Source organism: Euzebya tangerina (assembly GCF_003074135.1).
In the GTDB taxonomy this organism is placed as follows: domain Bacteria; phylum Actinomycetota; class Nitriliruptoria; order Euzebyales; family Euzebyaceae; genus Euzebya; species Euzebya tangerina.
The window spans coordinates 416,888-431,758 of sequence record NZ_PPDK01000001.1 but is presented as its reverse complement, the minus strand read 5'-3'; the positions used below and the strand labels follow the sequence as shown (position 1 = coordinate 431,758).

Annotated in this window: 14 protein-coding genes; 11 read left to right on the top strand and 3 right to left on the bottom strand. The window is 68.4% G+C overall.

The window, feature by feature from the left end; genetic code table 11:
- Positions 1-7: 7 nt before the first annotated feature.
- From C1746_RS02015 to C1746_RS01990, 6 genes are read left to right on the top strand one after another with little or no spacing between them, the layout of a single operon-like run.
- Complete coding sequence (locus C1746_RS02015; protein ID WP_116713032.1) at positions 8-1,042, top strand: thiamine pyrophosphate-dependent dehydrogenase E1 component subunit alpha; 1,035 nt, start codon at positions 8-10, stop codon at positions 1,040-1,042.
- Positions 1,027-2,007, top strand: a complete 981-nt coding sequence (locus C1746_RS02010; RefSeq protein ID WP_116713031.1) for an alpha-ketoacid dehydrogenase subunit beta — start codon at positions 1,027-1,029, stop codon at positions 2,005-2,007. The genes C1746_RS02015 and C1746_RS02010 overlap by 16 nt, the downstream gene beginning before the upstream one ends.
- Positions 1,982-3,466 (top strand): NAD-dependent succinate-semialdehyde dehydrogenase, encoded by a 1,485-nt coding sequence (locus C1746_RS02005; protein WP_116713030.1) that lies wholly within the window; start codon positions 1,982-1,984, stop codon positions 3,464-3,466. Before C1746_RS02010 ends, C1746_RS02005 begins: the two co-directional genes overlap by 26 nt.
- Positions 3,463-4,410, top strand: a complete 948-nt coding sequence (locus C1746_RS02000) for a cyclic nucleotide-binding domain-containing protein (protein ID WP_162867274.1) — start codon at positions 3,463-3,465, stop codon at positions 4,408-4,410. Before C1746_RS02005 ends, C1746_RS02000 begins: the two co-directional genes overlap by 4 nt.
- Positions 4,347-4,817, top strand: a complete 471-nt coding sequence (locus C1746_RS01995) for a hypothetical protein (RefSeq protein ID WP_116713028.1) — start codon at positions 4,347-4,349, stop codon at positions 4,815-4,817. Before C1746_RS02000 ends, C1746_RS01995 begins: the two co-directional genes overlap by 64 nt.
- Positions 4,818-4,847: 30 nt before the next feature.
- Positions 4,848-6,101 carry a GDSL-type esterase/lipase family protein gene (locus tag C1746_RS01990; RefSeq protein ID WP_116713027.1) on the top strand — a complete coding sequence of 418 codons (1,254 nt, stop codon included), beginning with the start codon at positions 4,848-4,850 and terminating at the stop codon, positions 6,099-6,101.
- On the opposite strand, the gene C1746_RS01985 is transcribed toward C1746_RS01990, so the two are convergent.
- Positions 6,088-6,786: an SDR family NAD(P)-dependent oxidoreductase gene (locus C1746_RS01985; protein ID WP_116713026.1), complete on the bottom strand. Its 699-nt coding sequence runs from the start codon at positions 6,784-6,786 to the stop codon at positions 6,088-6,090. The two genes, C1746_RS01990 and C1746_RS01985, sit on opposite strands and share 14 nt — an antisense overlap.
- 115 nt (positions 6,787-6,901) lie before the next feature.
- Here C1746_RS01985 and C1746_RS01980 point away from each other — a divergent pair, with 115 nt between their 5' ends.
- From C1746_RS01980 to C1746_RS01960, 5 genes are all read left to right on the top strand, one after another.
- The gene (locus C1746_RS01980) at positions 6,902-7,363 is read left to right on the top strand and encodes a plastocyanin/azurin family copper-binding protein (protein WP_162867273.1); all 462 of its coding nucleotides are present in this window, start codon (positions 6,902-6,904) and stop codon (positions 7,361-7,363) included.
- On the top strand, positions 7,360-9,720 hold the full coding sequence (locus C1746_RS01975; RefSeq protein WP_116713024.1) for a putative bifunctional diguanylate cyclase/phosphodiesterase: 2,361 nt from the start codon (positions 7,360-7,362) through the stop codon (positions 9,718-9,720). Before C1746_RS01980 ends, C1746_RS01975 begins: the two co-directional genes overlap by 4 nt.
- Entirely contained in the window at positions 9,717-10,727 is a 1,011-nt protein-coding gene (locus tag C1746_RS01970; protein WP_116713023.1) for a hypothetical protein, read from the top strand. The genes C1746_RS01975 and C1746_RS01970 overlap by 4 nt, the downstream gene beginning before the upstream one ends.
- Positions 10,728-10,811: 84 nt before the next feature.
- The gene (locus C1746_RS01965; RefSeq protein ID WP_116713022.1) at positions 10,812-12,338 is read left to right on the top strand and encodes an alpha/beta hydrolase; all 1,527 of its coding nucleotides are present in this window, start codon (positions 10,812-10,814) and stop codon (positions 12,336-12,338) included.
- A gap of 35 nt (positions 12,339-12,373) precedes the next feature.
- The gene (locus C1746_RS01960; RefSeq protein WP_116713021.1) at positions 12,374-12,877 is read left to right on the top strand and encodes a cupin domain-containing protein; all 504 of its coding nucleotides are present in this window, start codon (positions 12,374-12,376) and stop codon (positions 12,875-12,877) included.
- Here C1746_RS01960 and C1746_RS01955 read toward each other — a convergent pair.
- Both C1746_RS01955 and gnd read right to left on the bottom strand, forming a co-directional pair.
- The gene (locus C1746_RS01955; protein ID WP_116713020.1) at positions 12,843-13,391 is read right to left on the bottom strand and encodes a shikimate kinase; all 549 of its coding nucleotides are present in this window, start codon (positions 13,389-13,391) and stop codon (positions 12,843-12,845) included. The two genes, C1746_RS01960 and C1746_RS01955, sit on opposite strands and share 35 nt — an antisense overlap.
- A 5-nt stretch (positions 13,392-13,396) precedes the next feature.
- Positions 13,397-14,869: a decarboxylating NADP(+)-dependent phosphogluconate dehydrogenase gene (gene gnd / locus C1746_RS01950; protein ID WP_116713019.1), complete on the bottom strand. Its 1,473-nt coding sequence runs from the start codon at positions 14,867-14,869 to the stop codon at positions 13,397-13,399.
- Positions 14,870-14,871 lie beyond the last annotated feature (2 nt).

Genomic DNA, 14,871 nt, shown 5'->3' with positions numbered 1-14,871 from the left:
CTATCTCGTGACCACCACTGACACACACACCGACCTCACCACGGACGTCGCCAACCCGACGGTCAGCACCGAGGTTCGCCTCGCGTTGTACCGACAGGTCGTCCGCATCCGCCGCTTCGAAGAGCGCGCGTACAAGCTCTTCATGCAGGGCTTGGTGAAGGGCACCTCGCACCTCTCGCTGGGCATGGAGGCCGTGGCCGCAGGGTTCGCCGTCGCCCAGCGCGCTGACGACTACACCTTCTGCACCTACCGCGGACACGCACACACCCTTGCGCGCGGGACGCCCATGCCCGGTGTGATGGGCGAACTGCTCGGCCGGGCCACGGGCGTCTGCGGGGGGAAGGGCGGGTCGATGCACCTCACGAGTGCGGAGCATGGGGTGATGGGCTCCTACGCCATCATCGGGGCTCATCTGGTGATCGCCAATGGCGCCGCATGGTCTTCGAAGGAACGCAACTCCGGGCAGGTGACGGTGTGCTTCTTCGGTGATGGGGCGACCAACATCGGAGCCTTCCACGAGGCGCTGAACTTCGCCAAGATCTGGGAGCTGCCGATCGTCTTCGTCTGCGAGAACAACCTCTGGATGGAGTACACCTCCATCCATGACGTGACGGCGGTGGAACACCCGGCCGCCGACCGTGCCGCGGCCTACGGCCTCGACTCCATCATCGTCGACGGCAACGACCCGGAGGCCGTCTACGACGTTGCTCGTCGCGCCGTAGATCGGGCGCGGGCGGGTGCCGGTCCGTCCTTGGTGGAGGCCAAGACCTATCGGCACGGCGGGCACTCGCGCGCCGATCCAGGGGACTACCGCCCGCAGGAGGAGGTCGACACCTGGCTCGCTCGGGACCCCATGCCGAACTACCGGCAACGTCTGGTCGACCTCGGCGTCGAGGAATCCGCACTGGTTGCCATCGAGGACGATGCGATGACCGATGTGGACGCCGCAACCGAGGATGCGAAGGCAGCACCGGCCCCTGACTCGCAGGCCGCCTTCACCAACGTCTGGGCCGATGGAGGTTACTCGTGGCGGAACAGCTGATCACCTACCGGGAGGCGATCGCCCGCGGCATCGCCCAGGAGATGCGCCGGGACGACTCGGTGTACCTGATCGGGGAGGATGTGGCCGCAGCCGGTGGTGTCTTCAAGGGCACCAAGGGTCTGCTCGACGAGTTCGGCCCGTCACGCGTGCGCGACACCCCGATCTCTGAGGAAGCCATCCTCGGGGCCGCCATGGGAGCGGCCATGACGGGTCTCAAGCCGATCGCCGAGATCATGTTCAGCGACTTCCTGGCGACGTGCTGGGACCTCGTTGCGGTCGAGATCCCCAAGACGAGGTACATGACGGACGGTCAGTTCACCGTTCCGCTCGTCATCCGGACTGCCAACGGGGCGGGCCTGCGCTTCGGCGCGCAGCACTCCCAGGCCGTTGAGAACTGGGCCATGATGATCCCCGGGCTCAAGGTCGTCGCGCCGTCGAACCCGAAGGACCTCATCGGGTTGATGGCCGCGGCGGTCCGCGACCCCGACCCCGTGATCTTCTTCGAGTCGAAGCAGCTCTACCCCACCAAGGGATTGGTGCCGGACGGCGAGATCGTGGACGAGCTCGGCACGGCCGCCGTCCTCCGCGAGGGCACGGACGTGACCATCGTGGCGCTGGCCAACATGGTGCCCAAGGCCGTGGAGGCAGCCGAGGTCCTCGCCCAGCGGGGGATCTCTGCCGAGCTGATCGACTTGCGCTGCCTCGTTCCGCTGGACACCGCAACGGTGCTTGCATCCGTCAAGAAGACCAGCCGTCTGGTGACGGTCGAGGAGAATCCCCGGCTGTGCGGTTGGGGTGCCGAGGTGGTCTCCATCGTGGCGGAGGAGGCGATCTGGCACATCGACGGGCCACTCACCCGGGTCACCACACCACACCTTCCCCTCCCGAGCGCGGACAACCTGGAGGACGCCGTCCTGCCGTCGGTCCAGCGCATCGTCGATGCCTGCGTCAAGGCGGTGCACTGACGTGAGATCGCATGCCCTGCCGATCGCAGATCTCCCGACCGGTCTGTACATCGGTGGACAGTGGCGTGATGCGCTGGACGGCGGTCGGGTCGACATTTGCGATCCAGCGACCGAGGTGGTCATCGCCGACGTGGCCTCGGCCACCGTCGATGACGGGCTGGCGGCGGTTGACTCGGCCCACCAGGCTGCAGCCGAGTGGGCCTCCACGCCTCCGCGGTCACGTGCCGAGATCCTGCGACGGTCCTTCGGGCTCATGATCGAGCGGCGGGGCCAGCTGGCCGAGCTCATCATGCTGGAAGGCGGCAAGAGTCGTGGCGATGCCCACGGGGAGGTCAGCTACGCAGCCGAGTTCTTCCGCTGGTACGCCGAAGAGGCCGTCCGCATCACCGGAACCTTCGGCGTGGCACCAGGTGGGGACAAGCGCATCCTCACCACCCACCAGCCCGTGGGTGTCTCGATCCTGGTGACGCCGTGGAACTTCCCGGCGGCGATGGCGACACGAAAGATCGCGCCCGCCCTTGCGGCCGGCTGCACCGTCGTGCTGAAGCCGGCGACGGAGACACCGCTGACCGCACTGGCCGTGGCCATGCTGATGGAGCAGGCCGGCGTGCCGGCCGGGGTCGTCAACGTCGTCCCGACCGGGCGCACAGCAGAGGTCGTTGCCGCCATGATGCAGCACCCCGCCGTCCGCAAGGTCTCCTTCACCGGCTCAACCGGTGTCGGCTCGATCCTGCTGCGTCAGGCAGCCGACTCCATTCTCAACTGCTCCATGGAGTTGGGCGGGAACGCCCCGTTCCTGGTGTTTGCGGATGCCGATCTGGACGAGGCCGTCGAGGGCGCCCTGGTCGCGAAGATGCGCAACGCAGGCGAGTCGTGCATCGCGGCGAACCGCTTCTTCGTCGAGAGCACGATTGCCGAGGAGTTCGGTGCTCGCCTGGCCAAGCGGATGAGCGAACTACGAGTCGGTCCGGGAGCCGATCCGGACAACGAGGTCGGACCGATGATCACCTCGCAGGCGCGAGCCGAGATCGCGGACCTCGTGTCCTCCTCCATCGCAGCAGGGGCCACGATCCTGACCGGTGGAGGCTCCCCGGATGGGCCAGGCTTCTTCCTCGAGCCGACCGTGCTCGGCCACGTCGCTTCCGATGACCCAATTCTCGGGCACGAGATCTTCGGTCCCGTTGCCCCGGTGGTGTCGTTCGACACCGAAGACGAGGCCCTCGCCATGGCGAACGACACGCCCTTCGGACTGGCTGCCTACATCTTCAGCGGCGACCTGTCGCGGGCACTGCGCATCGCTGATCAGATCGAGGCGGGTGTGGTCGGCATCAACCGGGGCTTCCTCTCCGATCCGGCAGCACCCTTCGGCGGCATGAAGCAGAGCGGCCTGGGCCGTGAAGGCTCACGGGACGGGCTCATGGAGTTCTTGGAGCCCAAGTACATCGCCGTCGACTGGTGACCCCGGCCGACGCTGGCACGGTCCGGCGGTTCCTCGATGTCGTACGTGCCGGCATCCCCGTGGCCCAACCGGTCCAGGAGTGGGCGACCGACCTGCCGCCGGTGACCAGCATCACGACCTACTGCGCTGGCGACCTCATCGTGGAGCAGAATGCTCCAGCCCGGGCGGTTCACTTCCTCATCGCCGGAACGCTGGCGTATGAGCACCTGGTCGCAGACGCCGATCGGGGCGAGACCATCACCGACGCGCTGGCACCGTGGATGCCCGTCGGCTGGACAGGCCTCCACGTCCGCCGGTATCGGGCCACCGTCCGTGCAGCCACCGAGGTGAGCGTGCTGACGCTCCCGCTGACCCAGCAGCAGCGGTTGGCGGTGGATCGGCCGACGCTGTGGGCCTGTCTGGCGGAGTTCATCTTCCGCATGACGACGACGATGTTGTGGAACGCCCGAGGTCGCCCGCAGCAGTCGAGCTTCGTCGCGGCTGGCACCGCCCTCGGCCTGACCGGTGCCCCCGAACAGGAACCGGAGACCCTGCAGGACCTGTACCGGAGCTCACCCTGCTTCTCGCCGTTGGATCCCGAGTGCAGGTCGTGGCTGGCCCAGCACACCGTCCTGTACGACGTGGACGAGGGAACTCAGGTTCTGGAGGAGGGAGCGGCGGTTGACGGACTCTGGCTGCTGCAGTCCGGCCGCGCGTCGCTGCGGTTCACGATCAGCGTTGGTACCGGCGAGCGCGAGGCCGTTCGGCATGCAGTCCGATCCGGGACCCTGCTGTGCTGGTCCACCTTCGACACGCCTGCCCCGGCCCCTACACGGTCCAGACCACGCGGCGTTCGCGGTTCGCCGTCATCCCACGCGCCGCCCTCGGCAAGCTGTTGGATGTGCGCCCCGAGTGGGCGGCGGCAGTCTTCAGGCAGCAGCAGTCGCAGCTCCGCAACTACCTGACGTCGACCCGGGTGGACCCGGCAGACCGCCCTGCCGACGGGGGGATCGCGGTGCTGGACAGCCTGGTCGAGGACAGCATGCCGCTGCTACCGGCCACGTCACCGCTGTACGGGGTCACGCACCTCCTGGGCAACTACCTGACGCGCCGGGAGGGGTTCGACCGGCTGTATCGCCTGCACTTCCACGGCAGCGAACACGAACGGGTGGTCGCAACGCTGGGACTCAATCTGCTTCGCGACCTCGAACGAAGTCACCGATTCTTCGAGGGCATGCAGGACACGTACGACGCGGTGGTGCAGTCCCGCCACCTGCCGCCACGGGAGCTGCGGAAGCTCTCGTCGCAGTACTTCCGACGGGCGGTGGACCACGTCCCGTACGCCATCAAGGGGTGGGAGCACCTCCCATAGGAGCCGGGCTGCATCGTCATCTACAACCACATGGCCTACGCCCCCGACTCGATCCTGCCGAACGGGTTCCTGTTCAATCCCGATTCGCACTTCATCAGCAGTCTCATCATGGAGCCGAAGTACGGCGATGGGCTCCGCGTCGCTCGAGCCAACGATCTCACCGAGTTCTGGCGTGCCGACTACTACGAGCAGCAAGGGCACATCTCGGTGGTCACGCCGGAGTCCGGGTGGCGAGAGGAGACACCCGAGCAGAAACGGTCACGCAAGGACCGGTTCTTGGAGGAGTGCGAGGCGGTCCTGGCGGCAGGCGTGCCCATCTCGATCGCACCTGAGGGCACGATCACGCAGGAGGAGAGCACCACGGAGCGCTCTCCCGGCCCGTTGCGTCCCGGCGCGTTCCTCATGAGTGCCCGTTTCAACAGCTCACCCCGGATCGTGCCCGTCGCCCTGGCGAACTTCGACAAGCCGGCGCATGAGGCCTTCTTCGCCTGTGTAATCAAGCCGGCGTTCACGATGGAGGAGCGGGGGGTCGATGTGGACGATCCTGCGACCCTGCGGACCTTCCTCAAGGAGTATCGGAGCGAGTTCCGCGGGTACGTCGCGGAGGCGGCAGCGCTGGCCGAGGAGGTGCGGCAGTCGACCTCGACGTCGCCCGAGATCATCACCAATCGGGACGCCGTCAGCGCCGTCGACGACGAGTTCGAGATCGACGTCCGAGCCTTGGAGCTGCAACCGTCCCAGCAGAAGTCATCGCGTCCGAAGACGGTCTTCTACGGATCCTCGACGTTTCGGCTGTGGGACACACTGCAGACCGATCTCGGGCTGCCCGGTGCCCTCAATTTGGGGTTCGGTGGGTCAACGGTGGCCGCGTGTCACAGCTACTTCGATCGGCTGGTCGTACCACACCGTCCGGACCGCGTGGTCCTATACGTCGGCGAGAACGATGTGGCACGTGGTGTCTCCCCGGAGGATGTGTCCCAGCAGATCGCTCGCTTCGCCGACATGGCCGAGAGAACGCTGCCGGACACAACATTCATGTTCGTCTCGCTCAAGCCAACCCCAGATCGGTCGGATCGGGTGGCCGCGGTGCGTCGGACCAACGAGTTGATCGCCAGGGACGTGGCCTCGCGGGAGCGCTGGACCTACGTGGATTGGTTCACCTACCTGATCGGGACGAGCGGTGATGTGTCGTCCTCGCTCTTCGCCGCCGACGGCGTCCACCTGAACCGGGGCGGCTACGGCGTCCTCAGCCGGGTGCTGCGCGACGCGCTCAACCCAGTCTGAAGCCACCGTCTACACCGATTATCTCGCCCGTGATGTACCCGGCCTCCTCGGCCAGCAGTGCCTCGGCGAGATGCGCGACGTCCTGCGGGGCCCCAACCCTGCCGACGGGTGCGGGTCGGTCGTACAGGCCCTGAATCATCGGCGTCTCGATCATCGCGGGGGCGAGGGCGTTGACCGTGATGCCGTCCGGGGCGACGTCGCGGGCGACAGCCTTGGTGAGCGTGAGGACCGCGCCCTTGCTCGTGGCGTACCCGGCAAGACCCGGACTGCCGCCGGTCAAACCGGCTGCTGACGCCACCAGAAGAATGCGGCCCCAACCGCCTTGCCGCATGGCCGGCAGAGCCCGGCGGATGCACCGGAAGGCCCCGGCCACATTCACGTCCAGCATCGCCGCGAGGTCGTCGTCAGTCGTCCTCGCGATCGGTTCGCTGCGCAGGACACCGGCGGCGTAGACGAGCATCTCCACGGGGCCCCAGGCCGCCTCCACACGGCCGAAGGCGGCGTCGACCTCGGCAGAGTCCGTCACATCGCAGCTGACGCCCATCACCCGATCGGATGCCATGTCCACAGCGGGTTGACCGAGATCGGCATGGGCGACGCGGTGACCACGTCCAGCCAACGCGTGGGCGATTGCACGCCCGATGCCGCCGGTGGCTCCGACAACGAGCGCGATCCGACCGTTCACGGCCCCTTTCTACACCGCGGCGTCCAGGGACTCGCTAAAGAGGGCCGAGCCGAGTGCCGATTCCAACCGGGTGTCAACTGCACGTGCACGCCGAACACGACTACTCGCCTGGGCGATGGTGGTGCTGTTGTCGTGCGCTGCCTGCAGCTCAGCCGCGGGGGAGGATGGTGCTGCGGGAAGTGCCGACGCAGGAACAACTGTCGGCGCCGACCAGGAGATCCCCGCCGACGACGATGAGCCGGACGCCGACCCCGAGCCCGAGCCCGCCGGAACCGAACACCTGGTGGAGATCGAGATCTTCCAGTTCGGCGTGGACGAGCTGTCCGTCGTCGCCGGTGACAGCGTCCGATGGAACAACAACGACGAGATCGTGCACACCGTCACGTCCGGCTCCCGGACCTATGGCGAGCTTGGCGTGGTCACCGCCACCGAGACCGACGGGCTCTTCGACTTCACGCTGGACGGCCGCGAGCCGGACCAGGCCAGCGCCTCGTTCACCTTCGATGAACCGGGCACCTACTCGATGATCTGCACGATTCACCCGGGGATCGACATGACGGTGGAGGTGTCTGCGTGAGCACGCTCATCGAGTTCGCCTCGCCGCTCCGCCTCAAGCTGGTGCTCCGCGTCCTCGCCGTCGCCGCCCTCCTCGGGGTCTCACTGGCCGGCGTCCTGGCCGCCCACACCGCAGCTGTCGACGCCCGGCTGGCCCAGACAACCGTGGTCCGCGCACAGGCGGCCTTCGAACGGGACCTGGCCGTCGACCAGCTCTCATCGGCCGAGGAAGCAGCGTCCGCTCGGCTTCGAGGCCTCGGCGAAGTCCGGGACCTGCTGACCGACATGATGGCGATCGGCGTCTCCGACGAGAAGCTGCGGCCGGTCGAGGCCGCCCTGACCGCAGCCTCCGCAGGAGACGTGAGCCCGGGTGAGGCCGCCGGGGCCTTCGCGGCCCTCTCCGCCTCACTGTTCGAGCTGCAGCAGGCCATGGGAGAGGCGGCCGAGGAGAACAACACCAGCGTCAAGTTGCTGATCAGCGGCATCCTCATCGCCACAGCGGTCGTGCTCGGCCTCGCCGGGGTGAGCGCGGCCCGCCGCAGCAAGCGCCTGGCAGCCGCTGCCGCAGAGCGCGAGGCGACCCAGGCGCAGGAGCTGCGAAATCGCATGCTCGCACAGCACGCCTCGGACCTCGTTGCCGTGATCGATGCGGACACGACCCTGCAGTACGCGAGCCCGTCGATGACACGCCTGCTGGGCTATGACCCGCTCGAGCGCGAAGGGCTGCCGCTCCTCGGCCTGGTGGTGGAGCAGGACCGCGAGAACCTGCTCGTGGCTGTCACCGACGCCATCGAGCGGACGTCGTCGTCCGGTCAGCGGACCGCCCTGACGATGCGGCGCGCCGACGGCATCGAACTGGCCTGTGAGATGGTCATCGTGAACCTGCTGCACGAGCCGACCATCGGTGGCCTGGCCGTCACGATCTACGACGTCAGCGAGCGCAAGGCCTTCGAGGAGCGGCTCACCACCGCGGCCTTCTACGACACCCTCACCGAGCTGCCCAACCGCGAGCTGCTGCTGGACCGGACCAAGCTCGCGCTGCAGGCCACGGCACGCGACGAGGGACCGACCACCGTGGCGCTGTTCGACCTGGATCAGTTCAGCGCGATCGACAGCTCGTCCGGTCGTGAGGTCGGCGACGCGGTGCTCCAAGAGGTTGCGCGACGACTGGTCGCCACGGTCGGCGACCACGGAACGGTGGCGCGCATCGGCGGCGACGAGTTCGCGGTCCTGACCAGCCGGGGTGCCAAGGGGGGCCTCCGCCTGGTCGACCTGCTCCTCGACGTGCTCCGCACACCCGTCCAGATCGCTGGACAGGAGTACCCCTGTCGTGCCAGCGCTGGCCTAGCGACCGTCGGCGACGCGGACCAGGTGTCCGAGATCGACTCGCCCGACGTGATGCTCAGCTGGGCCGGCACCGCCACGCGGGAGGCCAAGACCACGGGCGGGGATCGGGCGGTTGCCTACCACGACGGGATGGCTGCGGAGATCGAAGAGCGGCTCCGCCTGACTGCCGACCTCCGGCGGGCGCTCGACCGAAACGACCAGCTGTTCCTCGAGTTCCAGCCCTCCTACGACCTGCGCACCGGTGAGTTGAAGACGGCCGAGGCGCTGATCCGCTGGAATCACCCGACAGAGGGCCGCCTGGCTCCGTATCGCTTCATACCGATCGCGGAGCGGACGGGCCTGATCGTGCCGCTCGGCAGCTGGGTACTGCGCGAATCCTGCATGCAGGCTGCCCAGTGGCCGATGCCCATGGGACACCCACCCGCAGCGGTGAGCGTGAACGTGGCAGCGGCCCAACTCACAGGTGCGGAGATCGTGGACGAGGTGGCGGCCTGCCTGGAGGAGTCCGGCCTCCCCCCGGAGCGACTGATCCTCGAGATCACCGAGACCGCGCTGCTGGACGATCCCGACCAACTGACCAAGCGGCTGACGCAGATCCGCGCCCTCGGGGTCCGCATCGCCATCGACGACTTCGGCACCGGCTACAGCTCCCTCGCCTACCTCCAGAAACTGCCGATCGACATCCTCAAGGTGGACAAGAGCTTCGTCGATGCCGTCGCGACCGCAGAAACCGACCGCGAGTTGGCCACCACGATTCTGAACATGGCGCGGAACCTCAGTCTGGCGACGGTTGCCGAAGGAATCGAGGACGCCGATCAGGCCAACGTCCTCCGAGCCCTCGGCTACGACACGGGCCAGGGCTACCTCTGGGCCCGGCCGCAGGACCCGGACCATCTGCGCCCCTACCTCGAGTCCGGCGTCTGGAATCAGGCCGCCGTCGACCCGGCGGACCTGCCGCCACTGCATCCTCGCCAATCGCCCCGCCCTGACGGGAGCCCAGCTACACCCACCGAAGGAATTTCGACGTCATGATCACCCTGCGACTCATCGCCGCCACGCTGACCCTGCTCCTGCTCGTCACGGCTTGCGGGACAGCCTCCGACACCGACAACGCGACGGCAGCGGACGAATCGACGGAGGCGGCAACTGAAGCCGAGGCCACCGACCCAGAGGCCACCGACCCAGAGGCCACCGAACCGGAGGTCACCGAACCCGCGACGACGGAAGCCGAGGCCACCGAGGCACCCCCGGAGGCGGAGCCCGCCGCAAGTGAGGGCGACGCCGACACGGGCGAAGGCGAGGACGGCGCAAGCGAGGTCGTGGTCGCCGACGGGCAGGTCCAGTGCACCGACGACTCGATCGAGGCAGAAGTTCCCGAGCCGGCGCTGCGCCAGCTGGTCCGGGACCTGATCCAAGACCACGTCACCCGGACCCACGAACTGGTCATCGTGGCGGGTGAGACCGGTCTGGACTCAGCCGAGACCGAGGCCGCCTACACCGTCCTGGACGTCAACGGCCTCGAACTGGGTGACGCCGTGGCCCTCGTGTACGACGACGGGGCCGGAGATGCGTTCGTGAACATCTGGCGCCGTCATCTGCAGTTCTTCGTCGACTACGCCGTCGGGGTCGCCACCGGGGACCAGGCAGCGCAGGACGCGGCCGACGCAGACCTGCGGCAGTACTCCCAGGACTTCGCGGCCTTCTTCGCCTCGGCCACCGAGGGCAACATGCCGGCTGAGCCGACCGTCGTCGAGTTCGACGGGCACATCGACACCGTCGAGGCACTCATTCGCGAGACCCTGGCGGGCGCTGAGACCCAGCAGGAGGCCCACGACGTCGCCCACGACCATGTCGTCGATCTCGCCGCGATGATCAGCAACGGTGTGCAGGCCCAGTTCCCCTGTCGGTTCCCGGCAGCTGACGAGACCGCGACGGCCACCACACGGGCCAAGCCGGTCGCTGCTGTGCCGGCCGCCTGGACGGAGCTTGCAGCCCGCGTGGACTCCAACTGCTTCATCGGTGCCTCGTCCCTGACCTGAGCGTCCCTGACCTGAGCGTCCGTGACCCTGAGCCGAACGGTGGCATGATCACGCCGTGATGCAGGACGGAGCCCAGCGGTCGCCGTGAGTGGTGAGGACACGCCAGCGCTGCTGTTCGCCTCGTCCCCCGGTGGCCGCATCGCCTATCAGCAGTGGGGTGCCGGAGAGGACGTGGTCGGCGTACCCCCACTCGCGCAGAACATCGAGCTGGCCTGGGAATGGCCCGACATCCGAGCCATGTTCGACCGGTTCGGTGCCATGGCCCGCTACACCCACTACGACAAGCGGGGGACCGGCGCCTCGGACCGGATCCGGGGGGTCCCGACGCCGGACGAGCGGGTGGACGACATGCGACTGGTCATGGACGTCGCCGGGATCGAACGGGCGCACCTGCTCGGCAACTCCGACGGTGGGATGACCGCACTGCTCTTCGCCGCCACCTACCCGGACCGGGTGGCCACGGTCGTGCTGTTCGGCTCCGGCGCGACGGTCATCGATCCCGCCGCCTCGGCCGTGCAACGAGCCGCCTCCAGAGCCGGTGCGGCCGCGTTCACGGCGGCCTGGGGCACACGCGCCTCGGTCTTCGTGGACCGCTTCGCACCCTCCCGCGCTCGTGACTCGGACTTCCGCCGCTGGCATCAGCGCTATGAACGATCCTGCTGCGACGCGGCGACCCTGCGGGACCTGATCGCCATGTCGTGGGGTTCCGATGTCCGGGAGGTGTGTGCACAGGTGGACAGGCCCGTTCTGCTGTTGCACCGGACCGGCGATCGGGTCGTCGATGTCAGCCGTGCCCGTGAGGCGGCCGCCCTGCTCCCCGATGCCCGGGTCGTCGAGGTCGCCGGCTCGGATCACCTCGGCTACATCGGCGACCGCGAGGTGTGGCTGGATGAGATGGAGCGCTGGATCACCGGGAGGGTTGCGGTCCGGTCCGGTGCGTCGGCGACCGGACGCCCCCAGGTCCGGACGTTCGGTGGCTTCGGGGTGTCGGTGGACGGGCGCGACGTGCCGTTGTCGGCCTGGGGTGGCCGTCATGCCCGCACCCTGGTCAAGCGGCTCGCCGCCGCCCGTGGGTGGCCGGTTCCCCGCAGCGAGTTGCAGTTGCTGCTGTGGCCTGGGGAGACCGACATTCGGGCGCTCGGGCCTCGTCTCTCGGTGCAGCTGTCGATGGCCCGTCGGGTGCTCGGCGGCGGCCTGACCGCCGATCGTGAGGCCGTCCGACTTGACCTCGGCGCCGTCGACCTCGACCTGCAAGCGTTCGATCAGGCGACCAGCGACACGGAGATCGTTGCCGGGTATGGCGGCCCGTTCCTGCCAGAGGAGGACGACACCGAGTGGGCGGTACCGACCAGGACGGCGGCTGCCGTCCGGTTCGCGGCCGCCGCCACTCGTCGCGCGACGGCGCTGCTGGATGAAGGACTGCCCGGCTGGGCTGCAGAGATCGCCCGACGCATGATCGAGTACGACCCCTACGACCTGGACGGTCACGAGCTCCTCGTCACCGCACTCCTGCGGGTCGAGCAGCCCGCGGCGGTTGCCCAGGTCCATCAGGCATGGGTGGCCGCTGCTGCTGAGCGTGGTGTGCAGGTCCCACCGTTGGACCCGGCCTGAAGGTTCTCTGAAGGGTCACCCCGCAGCCTGCCGGCATGAACACCACACACCAGGTCCGAGCGCACGAGGTCACCGCACCCGGCTCGGGCGCACACCACCACTTCCTGAACCACCTGGCGACCATCAAGGTCGCCGCACAGGGTGATCGCTCGATGAGCGTCGTCCAGTTCGAAGCCGGACGGGGCTTCGGTGCACCCCTCCACCGCCATGAACACGAAGACGAGTTGTTCGTCGTCATCGACGGCGAGTTGGCCTTCACGCTGGACGGCGACACGCTGCCGGGCCCGACCGGCACGATTGCCTACCTGCCGCGGGAGATCCCGCACACGTTCCAGGTCATCTCCGACGGCGCCACGATCCTGAACGTCACCGCCTCACGCAGCCACGTCCCGCGCTTCGACGAGATGGTCTCCGCGCTCGGCACATCCCTGACCGAACCGGTGCTTCCACCGGACGTCGCCATCGACCCTGGGGAGGTGGCGCAGGTCTGTGCCGATCACGGCATCACGATCTTGGGTCCTCCTCCACCGCCGCTGTGACGGCCAGCGGGTCCCATCGTGGCAGGATCTGATCGCGCAGCCGCTCGGGGGGAGCGGTGGCTGACAGGCGGAGGTCCGCAACCTCCTCCAGCCATGGCTCCCGCCTGCGGCGCAGCCGGTCCAGTTCGGCCCGTCTGATGCTGCGGCGGTGATCGCCCTCCTGGATCCGCTGCAGCTGCCGGTCGAGGTCCAGGTCGAGGACGACGACGACGCTCCGGCGGCGGAGGGCGGCACGACAGTGTGGGTTCTCCACCGTCGAGGCGGCGGCGGAGATGATGAGCTGCCGCGGATCGGCCAGCGCACCCAGCAGCACGGCCGCTTCGATCTCGTGGAGAGCCGCAACGCCGAGATGGGCGGCGATGTCACCGCCGTCACGCCCGAACAGCCGCTGGATGTCAACGTCTGAGTCCCGCTGACTGCGACCGACCTCCTCCGCCACGGCCCGGGCCGTGGTGCTCTTGCCGACCCCCATGGGACCGGTGATGACCAGGTGCCGCCGCTGGCTGGCGTCCACCGCGCTCAGGTGGTGTAGGACCCGGAGGTGACGGCCCCGCCCTCCCCCGTCCAGTTGGTGTGGAAGAACTCGCCCCGCAGCTCGTCCACCCGCTCGTAGGTGTGCGCTCCGAAGTAGTCCCGGAGTGCCTGGATCATGTTGGCGGGTGTGCGGGCCGAGCGGATGCCGTCGTAGAACGCCAGCGCACTGGAGTAGGCGGGGGTGGGGATGCCAGCACTGATCGCCGCGGTGACCACACGCCGCCAGGCCGGCTCGGCGCCGTTCACCGCGTGGGTGAAGAACGGCGCGGTGAGCAGATTGTCCAGGTCGGGGTCCTCCTTGAAGGCGGCGGTGATGTCGTCCAGGAAGGCGGCCCGGATGATGCAGCCCTCGCGCCACAGCGAGGCGATCCGACCGAGATCCAGGTCCCACTCGTGCTCCTGACTGGCGCTGGCCAGCAGCATGAACCCCTGTGCGTAGGACGTGATCTTGGAGGCGTAGAGGGCGTCTCGCAGGTCGTCCAACGCGACGGCCCCCGGTGCCAGGTCGCGCTGCGGACCGGCCAGCACGTCAGCAGCAGCCTGTCGACGGTCCACCAGGGCCGAGACCACCCTGGCGAACACCGCCTCGGTCACCAGCGTCAGCGGCTGACCGGCGTCGAGCGCGGCGATCCCGGTCCACTTGCCGGTGCCCTTCTGCCCGGCGGCGTCGAGGATGACGTCGATCGTGGCCTCGTCGGTCTCCGGGTCGGTGTAGTCCAGGATCTTGGCGGTGATCTCGATCAGGTAGCTGTCCAGGACCCCGTCGTCCCAGCCGCGGAACACCTCGGCCATCTGGGCGTTGGTCATGCCCATCGAGCCCATGATGTCGTAGGCCTCGGCGATGACCTGCATGTCGCCGTACTCGATGCCGTTGTGGACCATCTTGACGTAGTGGCCGGCTCCGTCGGGGCCCACCCAGTCGCAGCACGGCCGGCCGTCTGGCGCGTCGGCCGCGATGGCCTGCAGGATCTCTGCGACCACCGGCCAGGCGTCGGCGTGACCGCCCGGCATGATCGAGGGGCCGTGTCGAGCGCCCTCCTCGCCGCCGGACACCCCAGCTCCGACGAAGCGAAGACCCCGCTCCGCCAGGTCCGCCGTCCGGCGGATCGAGTCCTGGTAGTTGGAGTTGCCTCCGTCGATGATGACGTCACCCTCGTCGAGCAACGGGGCGATCTGGTCGATGACCGCATCCACGACACCGCCCGCCTTCACCATCAGCATGACCGTGCGCGGGGTCGAGAGCGCCTGGATCATTCCCTCGACCGTCTCATGGCCCGTGATAGGCGCGGCGGCCTCGTCCATCTCGGCCACCGGGCCCTCGAGGAACTCGGTCGTGACCGACGTCGTCCGGTTGTAGACGGCGACGCTGAAGCCGTGGTCGGCCATGTTCATCACGAGGTTCTGGCCCATCACGGCCAGGCCGACGAGGCCGATGTCGGCGCTGACGTCCTCTGCCACGA